We start from the raw sequence: 13550 nt of genomic DNA, 5'->3' as shown, positions 1-13550 counted from the left end.
TGTTGCCGGACAGTAAAGACGTCCCCGAGACCGCCGTGGCTCATAATCGTTCGATGAGAAAGCTCGCTCGCTACGTCGTCGACACGGCCCTCGCGGTGTTCGCCAATTCGTTCATCGGCAGCCACATGATCCCGGTTCGCCTTCGCCCCCGGTTGTACAACCTTCTCGGCCACAGGATTCATCCGTCGACGACCATCAACACCGGCGTGTTCCTCGGAGCCCGCACCGGGCTGACCACCGGACCGAATTGCTACATCAACCATCGCTGCTTCTTCGATCTCGGCGGCGAGGTGATTCTCGAGGAGAATGTGGGTCTGAGCTACGAAGTCATGGTGGTGACGTACGACCACGCAATAGCCGGTTCCGACAGTCGGGTGGGGTTCGCCGATCCAACCCGGCACACGACTGTCATAGAGAAGGGCACCTGGATAGGAGCGCGCTCGATCATCATGCCCGGTGTCCGCATCGGCGCAGGGGTTGTCATCGCAGCGGGAAGTGTCGTGACGTCTGATTGCGAGCCGAACACCCTTTATGCAGGGGTGCCCGCGGTTGCCAAGCGGTCGATCAGCTAAATCTCTTGAAATCACATCTGCACGTTCGCTTTTCGTCACGTGACGGGCGACGGCCCCGCCAGGGCGCGTCCTCTGCGCAGGAACAGAGCTATGGCAACGGCGAGTGCGAAGGACGAGTAGTTGGCTATGAGTGGTGAGAACGCCAGATCCCACAGTGCCTGCCCCGCCACGTACACCAGCACTGCGGGTCCCACATCGACGCTGGAGGCGGAGAAATCAGCCATTGCCGCCACGATGACGAGGCCGGCGACCACCGCGACAGCGAGACCGACCAGGCCGCACTGTACCCAGAGGTCGGCCGCTATCGAGTGGAGTTCGATGTTGCCCCCGAAAAGGTAGTCGTCGACGTATGCACCGCCTGCACCGCGCGCGTACCGATCGAGGCCCTCTTTCCCGACCTCGATGTCGTTCATCGACGGAAATACCCCGAGCCCATAGCCCATCGGTTTGTGCAAGAACATCGAGAAGAAGGCGCCGTATTCTGTGCGCCCACCCAAAGCGCCGAACGCTCTTTGTTGAATCTCCTGGCGAGTCGCGATCGCTTCGCCGAACCACCCCCTCGCTATTGCCCAAGAAATTGCTGTGAAAGCCCCGTAGGCAACGGACGCGAACCCTACAACGCTGACGATGAATTTCATGGCGCTCGCTCGCCGGTTCTGCATGAAGGGGCTCACCGCAGTGGCCGCGGCCGCGAGAACGAGCACTCCGGTGATGTTTCGCGTGTCGTTGAGTGCCGAGAAGGCCGCCAAGACGAGACAGGCGATTACCTGGAGACCGATTCGTGCTCGTGGGATGCCGACCAGCACGATTACGACCACGGCCAGGCCGAGTCCGTACTTCCAGAGGTTCTCGACTTGCCCAACGCGGACGCGTCCGACGTTCACGGCGAAACCCAGTGCGAACATCGCGAGCGTCCACCGCACGCCGGTGGCCTCGACACACCAAAATGCTGCGATGACGATCAGGCCGAAACTGACCAGAACGATCGCTTGCCCCAACGCATTCCACTGATCAACCCTGCGAAATGCCGCAGGTGCGCCCGAGAGCAACGCCAGGACGCCGCCGGAAGCCACGCACCCGTACACCGCGAGTCCCACGGGCGTGAGCAGCCTGGGGCCGGGCCGACTTCGCGAAGTGAGAATTGGCCACAGAAGGGCGGCCAGCAGCGGGCCGGCAGTGAGTGTGAACAGTCCGGGGACGGTGATCGGCAGTCCGAAAGCAACGATGCGGGCAACAACGGGCAGCGAGACATGTCCTCGAGAGCCGCGGGCGTCGTCAAAGCCGGTGGCTTCGATTCGCGATCGAAATCTTCTTGCCCGCGCCATTCCAGCATGCGCTGAAGTGGCCGTCGAATCCATGACGGAAAGGGTTGCACATTTCACGCGTCGACGGCGTCGATGTGACACGCTTGATCATGGCGTTGAGCGCCGTTACGGAGAGGAGACGGCGTGCCCGACCGTTTGTCCTCGGCGCGAATCACCGTGGTCACAATTGTGCGTGACGATCCCGAAGGACTTGCCAAGACGATCGCGAGCGTCAGGGGTCAGACAACTGTCGATGTGATCGATCACGTGGTGATCGATGGGGCATCCGGACCCGGTACGACCGAACTCCTCGAGCATGCCCAGCACATCGAGCATCTCGGCGGTTTTCGATGGGTCTCCGAGGCTGATGGCGGCCGGTACGACGCCATGAACAAGGGCATCGCGATGGCTGAAACGGACCTGTTGTGGCTGCTACACGCCGGTGACACATTCGGATCGCCCCGAGCGGTCGAATGGGTCTTGGCTGCGACCGGTGACGGGTTCGACGGTTGGGGATACGGTTTCGCACGGAAGGTCGACGGAGCCGGTGACGTCGTCGGACTATTTGGATATGCCCCTTTCAGTCTTCGCCGATTTGCACTCGGCGGTAAATCTCTTCCTCACCAGGCGTGCTTCTTTTCGACAGATCTACAACGTCGGGTAGGTGCTTACGATGTCGACTTCGGCCTGGCTGCCGACCAGTTGCATTTACTTCGGTGCGCAGTGGTCACACCACCTCTGCTCGTGCCCGAACTCATCTGTGATTTCGATACCACCGGTGCGGGGACTTCCATGTCGATCCGCGATCACTATCTGGCGATGCGCGCAGCGCGGGTCTCGACCGACCTCGTCGAGGGGTCGCTGCTACGGGACAGAGCGATCACTGAGGTGTTGATCGCCATTTCAGTGGCGGCCAACCGCATGTCGCGCCTGGTGTCGCGATCGGGTGCCCCGTGACCGCCCGATTGACGCTTCGTGACGCTACGAGCTACCTGAGGTCGGACTTCGCGGCCAATCGACGTGACCCGCGGGCGAGGCTCGTGCTGCTGAGTCTCCGCGTGTGCCAATGGTTGATGGGCGATCGCGCCTCGCCGCGACCGATCTCTTGGGCTCCCATTGCCTGCCACCGCGTCCTGACCGAGTTCGTTCTGGGAATGGAGATCCGGCCGAAGGTCACAATTGGCCCCGGGCTGACGATCTACCACGGGTTCGGAATCGTGATCAACAACGAGGCGGTGATCGGTAGCGGCGTCACGTTGCGCAATGCGGTGACGATCGGGCATCAGCGCCCAGGCGGTCCGTCACCGCGAATCGGTGATGGTGTCTCCATCGGCGCGGGTGCGATTATCCTGGGCGGCATCTCGATTGGTGAGAAAGCAACCATCGCGGCAGGTGCGGTGGTAGTGCATGACGTGGCACCCGGTGCAACCGTGGTGGGGAACCCCGCCCGCGAGATCGTCCGCCGAGAGCACGATGGCCACGGATAGCGAGGTGCCTCCTGTAGCCGTCGGCGCCCCCACCCGGCTTGTCTCGAGTGCAGCGAAGTCGAGCGGTTTCCGCGTGATCAGCCTCGCCGCGAACGCCGCAGTCGCGACAGTCGCCTTGTGGTTGATCGTCGCTCGTTTCGGCCCAGACTCCTATGGGCTCTATTCGCTGTTGGCCACGCTGATACTCGCGGTGTCGTTTGCCGATCTCGGGTTGGGGGCTGTGCTCATCAACGCCACAACAGACTTCCGATCCGGTGCGATAGATCGTTCCGCTTTCGTTGCCGTGCATGATTCGATCCGACGGGTTCTCTGGCTGATTGCGGCCGTGATCGTGATGGTCGCAGTCGGATTGTGCGTGAGCGGGCAGTGGCCGGCGATTCTAGGCGGGGTGGTCGGCGGGAGATCTGCGCAAATCGCCGCCTCACTCGTTGTCGCCGTGATTGGTGTTTCCATACCCTTTGGGGTCGGTCCCAGGATCCTGCAGGGCGACGGCCGCATGAGCGATGTCGTGAAGTATTCGGTGTTCGGGCCGATCGTGCAGCTCGTCATCTTCCTGCCGCTCGTGTTCATGCTCGAGGGACCTCAGCTTCTGGCGGTGGCGCCTGCGGTCGGTGCCTTCGCGGTGGCATGGTGGACTGATCGGCGCGCTCGCGCCGAACTCGACTTGCAGTTGTTGCGGGCAGCTCCGAGGGCCGGTGGGAAACGGCTGGGCAGGGGAGTGCTCTCGTCGTCGCTGTCGTACCTGGTCATCTCGGTAGGGCTGGCCCTTGCGTTTCAGTCGCAGCGAGTCGTGCTGTCGCACAACTCCTCGGCCGCCGAGCTGAGCCAATATGCGGTGGTCGCTCAGTACCTGATCCCGCTGTACTCGATCGCAACGGTCGCGGGACAGGCAATGTGGCCGGAATATCGCGCTGCAGACAAATTGCTGACAGGGAGATCTCTTCGGCGCCATATAGCTGTGTTTGCCCTGCTGGGAGTGGCCGGCGCGGTCGTTCTCGTGTGCACCGTGACGGTGATCGGCCGATGGCTGCTCGGAGGCGCGATCAGCCTTCCGGTGGCGACTCTCATGGCGGCGTGCGTCTATTTGATCGTGTTGTTTGCGCACCAACCGTCGGCAATGGTCCTGACCGACTTTCGCGGACTCGCAGCACAGGCCGTTCTCGTCGCGGTGGCGGGCGCTCTGACTGTTGCCGGAACAGTTTGGGCTGCTGGTCCATACGGCGCGGCGGGTGCATTTGCGGTGGCGGGATTGGTGGTCGGTGTGGTGCAGTTGGTGCCCACGTATCTGCTCGCCTGCCGTCATGTCGCCCGCAGGCAGGGCGCTCGATGACCTCGTCGGGCGTGCCCCCCTTGCGCCGAATTGCGGTCGGTGGTGTCGAATTCGTCGCGTCGACCCGCGCGCGAGCGGTCACAGATGTCGTCACCGCGGCGAAGGCGGGGTCTGCTGTGGCTGTTCGCTTCGCGAACGCCTACACGGTCGTGATGGCGTCGAGGATCCCCCGCTATCGGGAGCTGCTTAATTCCTCGGGTGTCACGTACCCCGACGGACGGCCCATCTGGTGGTGCATGCGGGCACACGGTGCTGCCGCGGCCGGAGACCAGATTCGGGGACCTTCGTTGTTCTTCGATGTCCTGGACGCCGGCCGGAAAGAGGGGCTATCCCACTTTCTATTGGGAACGACCCCGAAGACGATGGCCGCGCTGCGCGAAGCAATCGATCGCCATCTACCTGGCGTCGAGATCTCTGGCACGTTCTCGCCACCCTTCGGCGACGTCACCGACCAGTTCGTGCGCAGCTGCACAAGCGAAATCGCTGATGCGCAACCTGATCTGGTGTGGATAGCACTCGGAACCCCCAAGCAAGACTTCGCGGCGTCGCGTATCAGCGCGGAGGCCGGCGTGATGTGTCTTGCTGTCGGTGCGGCATTCGACTTCGTGGCCGGAACGGTGCAGGAAGCGCCGCCCGTATTGAGCCGTCTCGGACTCGAGTGGGCGTTTCGACTGGCTGCAGAGCCTCGGCGGTTGTGGCGGCGCTACCTGATCGGCATTCCCCTATTCGTCACCCTCGTCGCGCGCGAGGCATTCTTGGATCGGTGTCGAGCGTTCACAAGCCGCCGATTGGGATGAGGTTTCGTGACGCCTGCGGGCCGCCCAGGCGACAACGGCGGCCATGGTGGTCATCACCCGCGAGCGTGCGTTGACCCTCACCGGTGTGGAGCGAGCCGATCCGACCGTGTTTCGCGAGCGGGCCAAGGAGGCATACTGCAATTCGTTCAGGACGTAGGAGAATTGCACGGGTCGCGTTGTTCGATACATCACGAGGGCCTCGTCGAGACAGGCGAAGTCGCAATCGGCCAGCTTGATGAACAGGGCGAGGTCCTGGCAGCGAAGACACCGGCTGTCGTACCCGCCGACTCGTCGCACAACGTCAGTCCGCAGCATGGCCGAAGGATGGGCAATCGGCATCAAGGATCTCTGCTGCCGACGGCGGATCGTCGCGGGATCTGTTGGCCACGTCGAGAGCTGCGGGCCGCCCCACGCCCCGAACTCGAGCAGGTGCGAGCCCACCCCGACGACGACGGGCGAGTTCTCGAGTACAGAGACCTGACGCTCTAATCGACGGGGTAACGCCACGTCATCCGCATCGAGAACGGCCACGTACCTTCCGCGCGCGATCCGTAGGGCTTCATTGGCTGCGGCGCCCGGTCCAACGTTCGCCGGCAGGCTGCGATAGACGAAACGAGGATCTGACAGGTAGTCGGCGACCGCCTGGCCGGTTCCATCTGTGGAACCGTCGTTGACGACGATGTGCTCCCAGTTGGAATGTGTTTGTTCGAGGCTTGATTCAAGACATGCGGAGATCACCCCCTCGGCGTTGTAAGCGGGGGTGATGATCGAGACGAGTGGGGCGTCGGGAATCATTGAGTGCTAACATTTCCCATCTGCGGGGGCGTCGCTAGAGGAGGTCGTGGTGATGTCTTCGGATGCGCGTCATTCCGTAGAGAAATCGCAGGACAGCTACCACGGTGAAGGGCATGACTACGTTGTAGGAAGTCCCCACCTGCGGCACGCTTCACTGATGCAGACTATCGCGAGCGAGATCACGGACGTGATAGCCGAACGCGTTGCTCGGGCTGGTTCGTGCCGGGTACTTGAAATCGGTGCTGGGCACGGAACTTTCACCGATACGAGTCTCGAGGCCGGTGCCGAGGTCACTGTCACCGAGATGTCTGCACCCAGCTACAAGCATCTGGCGGAACGTTACCGCGACGATGATCGGGTGACGGTGATCCACGACTCCGACGGTCGGCGAATATTCGAGACGGACTCCAAATTCGACCTGATCCTGCTCATCTCGGTGATTCACCACATTCCCGATTACGAGGATGCCCTCGCCTCGTTGATGCGAGACGTGGTGGCTGCCGACGGCGATCTCCTGACCTTTCAGGACCCCCTGTGGTACCCACGCCAGCGGAAGAGCGCGCGGGCGCTTTCGGTGGGATCTTATTTTGTCTGGAGACTCGCGCAGGGCAATCTGCGACAAGGGCTGAGGACGCGATTTCGGCGTCTCCGCGGAACGTACGACGACACCGAGATCGCTGATCTCGTCGAGTATCACGTCGTCCGCCAAGGCGTAGACGAGGAGGCGATCATGCGATTGGCCCGACCGCTGTTCGAGACCGTCCAGTTGACCACCTATTTCTCCACCCAGTCGATCGCGATGCAGCGAGTCGGCGGGGCCAGGTTTCCGCACAACACGTTCGGGATCACGGCGCGCCGCCGAGTCGATCAGCCGACGTAGGTCTTTCGTTGCGGCGCCGTATGTCTGAATACAGGGCGGTGATCCGCTGCACCCACACTTCCTCGCTGAAGTGGTCCAGGAATGTCTGCCGGGCGCAACGGCTGAACTGACCACGACTGCCGGCGATCTGCGACATCGACCCCGAGAGTCCCCGAATTCCTTCGGTCGGGTCGAACTGCAGGCCTCCGCCGTGGCGGGTGATCTGGTCTGCGCTGGCGCATTTGTTGGAGATGACCACGGGCGTGCCGCAGGCTTGTGCTTCGAGGGCGACCGTGGGTAGGCCTTCAGTCCAGAGGCTGGGAATGATCACTCCTGTGACCGATTCCATGTACGCGTCGAGTTCTGCGCGAGAAAGACTTCCGACGTAGCTGATGAGGCTTCCCGGGCGCCGGGCGTGCTCTTCGACCACCGGTCGCTCGGGCCCGTCGCCAGCCACGAGGAGTGCAGTGTCCGGCGGCCAATGCTCCAACAGCCACTGGATGCCTTTCTCAGAGGAGAGGCGGCCGGCGAACAGCCAGCGAGGGAATTTGGTTGTCGGCGGCGGTGCGATTTCTCTGAACGAGGGTGATGCAACGAAGTTTGGTATCACGCTGAACGGCGTTCCGGGGAAGTAGTTCCGAAAAATCGAGAGCGCACCTGTGTTCAACACGATGTTGTGCGCGGACTGGGTTATTACTCGCGAGTGTCTTCCGTGTTCGCGAGACGCGATCGCCAGCGGAAGGGTGGCAATCCGAGAATCGTGATAGCACCGGTGACGGAGTGCGTGAAGCGAGGTGGACTCGGGACAGCGAAAGCAGTCGTGTCCGTCCCGCCACAGGGTGCCCCTGGCGCATACGGGGCGATAATTGTGCAGAGTGCTCACCACCCGGGCGCGGTGCCCGTCGATCCAGGTGTCCCCGAAATTGGGGTGGAGATTGTGGACATGGATGATGTCCGGGTTGATCTCAGAAAAATCGGGCGCCGAGCTGGCACCCCGTATCGACAGCGTGTTGACCGCGGCTCGCGCCGCATAGGTCCTGGGGTTGCGGCCCCGTTCTGCATCCGTGTTCCGCGAGAGAAGGTGTACCTCGTGGCCCGCACGTCGAAGGGCTGCAACTTGCAGTTCCACTGCGGCGTTCTCTCCGCTCGGGACAGCACTCGCATAAAAGGAGTGAACAATGGCAATCCTCACGGAGTCGTCATGTCCGGAGAGCATTTTCGTTCGCGCGGAACCACTCGACGGTGGACCGGAGTCCCTCTCGCAAGTCGATGGTCGGCTCCCAGCCGCTCCCGAGGAGGGTGCTGACGTCGATCAATTTTCGCGGGGTGCCGTCGGGCTTGCTGGTGTCCCATTCGGTGGCACCCACATAGCCGACGGCCTCGGCGACCATGGTGGCGATGTCCTTGATCGGGAGGTCCTTCCCGCTCCCGACGTTCACCTGTTGCGGTCCGTCGTATGTGTCGAGCAGGTGAAGACACGCTGCTGCCATGTCGTCGACGTGGAGGAACTCTCGCATCGGCGTACCGGTGCCCCAGTTGACGACACTCTTGGTGTTGGACAGGCGTGCTTCCTCGTAGCGGCGGATCAGGGCCGGGAGCACGTGGGAGGTGGTGGGAGAGAAGTTGTCGCTCGGACCGTAGAGGTTGGTGGGCATGGCCGAGATCCATGGCAGTCCGTACTGGCGGCGAACGGCTTGTACCTGGAGGATGCCGGCGATCTTGGCGATGGCGTAAGCGTCGTTGGTCGGCTCGAGTAGGCCTGTGAGGAGTGCGTCTTCGCGAATCGGCTGCTCGGCGAACTTGGGGTAGATGCACGTGGAGCCGAGAAACAGCAGGCGCTCAACCCCGTGCTGGAGAGCGGCATCGAGCACATTGACCTGGACCTGCAGGTTCTGGCTGATGAAGTCGACAGGGAACGTGCTGTTCGCCATGATCCCGCCGACCTTTGCCGCGGCGAGCACAACGACGTCGGGTCGCTCAGTGGCGAAGAAGTCGAAAACCGCAGCGCGGTCTGTCAGCTCGAGCTCGGCGTGCGACCGACCGATCAGGTTCGTAAAGCCGCGGCTCTGAAACGCCCGCCACACCGCGGAGCCCACGAGCCCACGGTGGCCGGCGACATACACGCGGGCATCAGAGGAGACTGCCCGATCGGCGAAGAGTGCTGAGTCCATGAGCTTGACCTTCGAGGCACCTGTCCCGTGCGGATCACGGAAAACTGTAACGAAGTCTATGACGCAATTCTCGCCCCTGTTCGGCAAAGCGAATTTCGAACATTAACTTGCGAGTCATTTGCAATGCGTTCTAACAGAGCTTAATTTTGAGTAACGAACTGGGTGAGCCATCGATTCACGATGTGGCAAAGCGGCTCTCGAAGAGGGATTACGGTTCTGAGGGCCGAAACGGCGCGATCACGCCACGTCTCTTTGAATGCAACCTGCGATTAGCAATTGGCCTGACCTGCGACGACACGCCACACCGATAGCGCTGTATCTAGGCCGGTACCCAAGCGCCGTCCACAACGCGGCCTGATGAGTTCGATCGCTACCACAGCCAACGTCTTTGGTCGGGATGCCCAGCTCGACTACCACACCCGGCAAATCCAATCCCCGCTGTCAGCAGCTGACGAGACGGCAAATAGCCTTCGACCGGGGCCCGTCAGCGAAATGGTCTACCGAGACCGCCATCGCATCTCGTCCAAGTGCTGTGCGACGGACCAACCGGACTCGGGACGCCCGCTTACACCCAGGTTTGATAGCGGTCTGCGACGCGGTCGGCGTGTTTCGTCGACAACTCGTCCCTCCGCGAGGCTCGGAGGTATGGCGCCAGAGCTCTTCCGTGAGTGTGCTGTCAGTGTGTGGCCCGTCCCACCGCTACCGGTCTCGCCCTGCGTAGGCACACCGCGGGACGCAAAGACGGTGAGACTCTGGGGCCGCTGGTGTTGCGAAGAATTGGGCGCCAGTGGAATCAAATCCAGGCCCAACCGCGCCGGAATCAAATATCGACAATTCAGCATTCGCTTAGTGAAACTCACACGCGTCGAACCGGTGCCCGAACGAACATTCATACGAACGTTCTACTTGACGCGACACCCTGCGCGCGATGCCATACCCTCAGAGCGGAGTACCCAGAGTGGGGTCTTCGCAGAATCCTATAGCGACTCGGCACAATCGAGCGCCAAGTGTCGCGTGGACGCTCATCAGAAGGTCTGCGAGGTATCTGTCCACTGGAAGTCTAGTAGAGATTAACTCTTCACAAGTCAATATCAAGGATCACAGATGGACCTGGTCGATGGCGGCCTCGAAGTCCAAATTAATGAACCCGGGACACCGTCCAACAACTCACCCTTTTTTAAAAGTGGCCGCACGTCTCGCTGTCAGATACGGATTGGAATGACCGACGCACCCCACCAGACCCTAGCGACCTCGCCGGCCGCTCATGCCCCTAATAATCGAGCACACGGGCTCAGCCAAAAATGGACGTTGGCGCATGATTTCGCGTTCGTATTTGGAGGTGCCGAACTGGTAACCGCAGCCTTGGCTGAGCATGTCGTGCCGAGTTCTGAGATGATCTATTTGGCTGGTGATGGTCAGGTCGCCGACCAGTTGGCGCAAGATCCGAAACGCATCTTACCCGCATCCGTTACCGAGAAAAACTTTCGGTATCTATTGCCATGGTACCCATCCATTGTCGGAAGAAGGAGCCCGGTCGAGGGAAACCTTCTCGCGTCGTCCTATTCATTTTGCCACCACCTCCAGTGCACAGGCACGAAAGTGGTCTACTGCCACGCCCCGCTGCGTCAAGCATGGAATAACGCCGAGATCTACGCCGACAATACGTCTGTCGTGGAGTCTATGGCGACTGGGGCTTTTGGCAAGTTTTTGCGGAAGCGAGACCTGGAAGCATCAAAGTCGGTCAAAACCTTCGTCGCCACAAGCCGGGCAGTTAAACGTCGAATAGAAAAATTCTATGGTCGCTACGACGTACCAATCATTGCACCACCAGTCCGCATGCCATCACCTATAGCGACCGCTACCCAGAGTCAGCGTAGCGGTATTCTGTGGGTCGGACGCATAACTGAACCCTACAAAAGGCTGACCCTTCTGATTGAAGCGATGAATATGCTACCCGAGCTTCATCTAACGGTGGTCGGCGATGGGCGCGATGCGCCGCGCATTAGATCGAAGTCGCCATCAAACGTCACCTTCGCTGGGTGGGTTGAGCGGGAGACGCTACACCAATATTACTCCTCAGCGGAAGCGCTAATATTTCCGAGCGAAGACGACTTTGGCATTAGCGTCATCGAGTCTCTCGCTATGGGTACTCCGGTCGTCGCCTTCCGAGCTGGCGGGGCGTTGGACAATATCGTGGAGGGGGTAAATGGCCTATTCTTTAATAATCCAAACGCCAGGGAACTCGCTTCGAGCATACGCGCAGCGATTGGCGCTGACTGGAACTACGCCGGGATTCACCGGTCGTCTCGCGAGAAGTTTGGCGAAGCGCACTTTGCTGAGCAAATGAAAGAGATACTCGAGAAGAGCGTCAATGAATAAGGTAGTCATGGTGAACCACTGCGCGCGAATGTCGGGAGCGGAGATAGCAATTCTAAATACTCTTCCTGAATTTCGTGCATTTGAGACAACGGTTCTACTCACGGAAGACGGCCCTTTAGTCGAGAGGCTGCGGGCACGAGGTATAAATACTGTCGTGATCCCGCTTAATCCGAGAACGGGGGGCGCGTCCCGGAACGCGCTGGGCAGGAAGTGGCATGTGCCCTTGCAAATCCTCGACAGCCTTGTCGTGGCGTTCCGGATCAGAAAGTACATTCGAGCGGCCAAGCCCAGCGTTGTGATAAGCAACTCAATGAAGGCCCACGTACTTGTATTTTTGAGCCTTGCCTGGTTAAGAAACAACTATATCCTTCATCTTCGCGATAGGGTGACGGTAGATTTCATGAACCGGATTGGAATCTCGATGATCAAGTTGGTGGCGCGCGTTGCTGCTGACGGAATTATCGCCAACTCCAACGCAACCTTGGAAACGGTTCCGCATGCGCACGTCAGGACCGCAGTCATCGCCAGCCCAGCTGCAGTACCCGGCATTATTTCGCGAGAACTGCCGCAGTCTGAAAAATTCACATTTGCCGTCGTGGGCCGAATAACGCCATGGAAAGGGCAGGAGCTTGCGCTAGCGTCGTTTCGTGACGTGCAAGCAAAATATCCCGGAGCAAAACTGCGCTTTATCGGCGACGCCCTGTTTGGAGAGGAAGGTTATCGGGATCAGCTTAAAATAAAGGTCTCGGAAATGTCTCTCGAACATTCCGTATTTTTCGACGGGCACGTGAACGATGTCTATGGCAGCCTGGCGAAAGTAAACTGCCTGGTACACTCTTCGATCATCCCCGAGCCTTTCGGTCAAGTTATAGTTCAAGGAATGGCGATGGGTCTACCGGTAATCGCAGCACGCGAGGGGGGGCCGATGGAGACGATTCAACACAGAGAAAACGGTATCCTTTACGAACCTAGAAACGCAGCGGCACTCAGTGCGGCAATGTTTGAGATTATAGAGAACAAGGTCCTCGCATCCGAGATTGGCAGGAATGCTTTAGCAGAATCGGCCAAGTACGCGCCGGCAATCCTGGCTGTGAAGTACGAGGAATTCATTTCCGTAATATGCGATAGCCAAACTTAGTGGGTTCCTCTATCGCTCGCAAAAGCGGACCGACGAGTCTGAGGCGTCTAAGTTCGTACATCTTTGACTCTACGGCAGTCATCTTAGGGCGATACGGCCAGTTTGCTGTCACACTCGTAACACTCCCGTTGATCGCGCGATCCTTATCTGCAGACGAATTTGCACTTTATGCCGTCGTTACGGGCGCATATTTTTATGGATCGATAATCTGCGATTGGGGGATATCGTTAGCGTTGGGAGCACGTCTCCATTTGGTAGATACTGCCGGAGGCAATCAGATCAGGCAGCAATACTTTACTCTACGTTTGGCGTTGCTGGCGAGCATGTGTGCCCTATCGGCGGCAGCAGCAGCAGCATTGGGCACCATCGCCATAAGTGTTGGGCTGCTCGCCGGCGGTATTTCTTCGATGTCGGAGGACTGGGTCCTCGTGAGCCGCGGGCAATTCATTCGATCGCTTACTGCTCAGTGGACCGGCAGGGCAGCATACCTGGGGTCTACCTTCGTTGCGATCGTGTACTGGCCTAGTGCCGTTGCTGTGGCTCTTGCCCTGACACTCGGCGGTCTAACGACGATGACACTGACCTGGTTCTTTTGCGGATTCCCTGGTCTGAGCGCACGAGGCGGCTACATGAAAATCTTCTCTCTGGGGTTACCATCGGTTACTGCGAAATTTCTAGCAAATTCATACGGCCCCGGAATAGCAACTTTCATCGCCGG

General features: G+C 60.1%; 12 protein-coding genes. 8 read left to right on the top strand and 4 right to left on the bottom strand.

The window, feature by feature from the left end; all coding sequences use genetic code 11:
• Positions 1-53: 53 nt before the first annotated feature.
• Complete coding sequence (locus OG579_RS08445; protein ID WP_328858766.1) at positions 54-572, top strand: acyltransferase; 519 nt, start codon at positions 54-56, stop codon at positions 570-572.
• Positions 573-607: 35 nt separating this feature from the next.
• Here the strand turns inward: OG579_RS08445 and OG579_RS08440 are convergent, their stop codons facing one another.
• Positions 608-1930 carry a hypothetical protein gene (locus OG579_RS08440; RefSeq protein WP_328858765.1) on the bottom strand — a complete coding sequence of 441 codons (1323 nt, stop codon included), beginning with the start codon at positions 1928-1930 and terminating at the stop codon, positions 608-610.
• A gap of 90 nt (positions 1931-2020) precedes the next feature.
• Here OG579_RS08440 and OG579_RS08435 point away from each other — a divergent pair, with 90 nt between their 5' ends.
• From OG579_RS08435 to OG579_RS08420, 4 genes are all read left to right on the top strand, one after another.
• Complete coding sequence (locus tag OG579_RS08435) at positions 2021-2833, top strand: glycosyltransferase (RefSeq protein WP_328858764.1); 813 nt, start codon at positions 2021-2023, stop codon at positions 2831-2833.
• Between the two features lie 83 nt (positions 2834-2916).
• Entirely contained in the window at positions 2917-3363 is a 447-nt protein-coding gene (locus tag OG579_RS08430; protein ID WP_328858763.1) for a serine O-acetyltransferase, read from the top strand.
• Between the two features lie 73 nt (positions 3364-3436).
• Positions 3437-4693 (top strand): polysaccharide biosynthesis protein, encoded by a 1257-nt coding sequence (locus OG579_RS08425; protein WP_328858762.1) that lies wholly within the window; start codon positions 3437-3439, stop codon positions 4691-4693.
• Positions 4690-5490, top strand: coding sequence for a WecB/TagA/CpsF family glycosyltransferase (locus OG579_RS08420; RefSeq protein ID WP_328858761.1), 801 nt, complete (start codon positions 4690-4692; stop codon positions 5488-5490). Before OG579_RS08425 ends, OG579_RS08420 begins: the two co-directional genes overlap by 4 nt.
• Here the strand turns inward: OG579_RS08420 and OG579_RS08415 are convergent.
• Positions 5416-6285, bottom strand: coding sequence for a glycosyltransferase family 2 protein (locus OG579_RS08415; RefSeq protein ID WP_328858760.1), 870 nt, complete (start codon positions 6283-6285; stop codon positions 5416-5418). The genes OG579_RS08420 and OG579_RS08415 overlap by 75 nt on opposite strands.
• A 52-nt stretch (positions 6286-6337) precedes the next feature.
• On the opposite strand from OG579_RS08415, the gene OG579_RS08410 reads away from it, so the two are divergent.
• Positions 6338-7165, top strand: coding sequence for a class I SAM-dependent methyltransferase (locus OG579_RS08410; protein WP_328859195.1), 828 nt, complete (start codon positions 6338-6340; stop codon positions 7163-7165).
• Here OG579_RS08410 and OG579_RS08405 read toward each other — a convergent pair.
• Together OG579_RS08405 and OG579_RS08400 are read right to left on the bottom strand one after the other, a co-directional pair.
• Positions 7131-8336: a glycosyltransferase family 4 protein gene (locus tag OG579_RS08405; protein ID WP_328858759.1), complete on the bottom strand. Its 1206-nt coding sequence runs from the start codon at positions 8334-8336 to the stop codon at positions 7131-7133. The genes OG579_RS08410 and OG579_RS08405 overlap by 35 nt on opposite strands.
• Positions 8337-8343: 7 nt before the next feature.
• Entirely contained in the window at positions 8344-9315 is a 972-nt protein-coding gene (locus tag OG579_RS08400; RefSeq protein ID WP_328858758.1) for a GDP-L-fucose synthase family protein, read from the bottom strand.
• A 1104-nt stretch (positions 9316-10419) separates the two neighbouring features.
• On the opposite strand from OG579_RS08400, the gene OG579_RS08395 reads away from it, so the two are divergent.
• Together OG579_RS08395 and OG579_RS08390 are read left to right on the top strand one after the other, a co-directional pair.
• A complete protein-coding gene (locus OG579_RS08395) occupies positions 10420-11694 on the top strand; it encodes a glycosyltransferase (RefSeq protein WP_328858757.1) in 1275 nt (424 codons plus the stop codon).
• 217 nt (positions 11695-11911) lie between these two features.
• Positions 11912-12832 carry a glycosyltransferase gene (locus OG579_RS08390; RefSeq protein WP_328858756.1) on the top strand — a complete coding sequence of 307 codons (921 nt, stop codon included), beginning with the start codon at positions 11912-11914 and terminating at the stop codon, positions 12830-12832.
• Positions 12833-13550 lie beyond the last annotated feature (718 nt).

It is taken from the genome of Williamsia herbipolensis, from assembly GCF_036153515.1.
Lineage (GTDB): Bacteria > Actinomycetota > Actinomycetes > Mycobacteriales > Mycobacteriaceae > Williamsia_A > Williamsia_A herbipolensis.
This window is presented reverse-complemented; position numbering and strand designations above follow the sequence as displayed.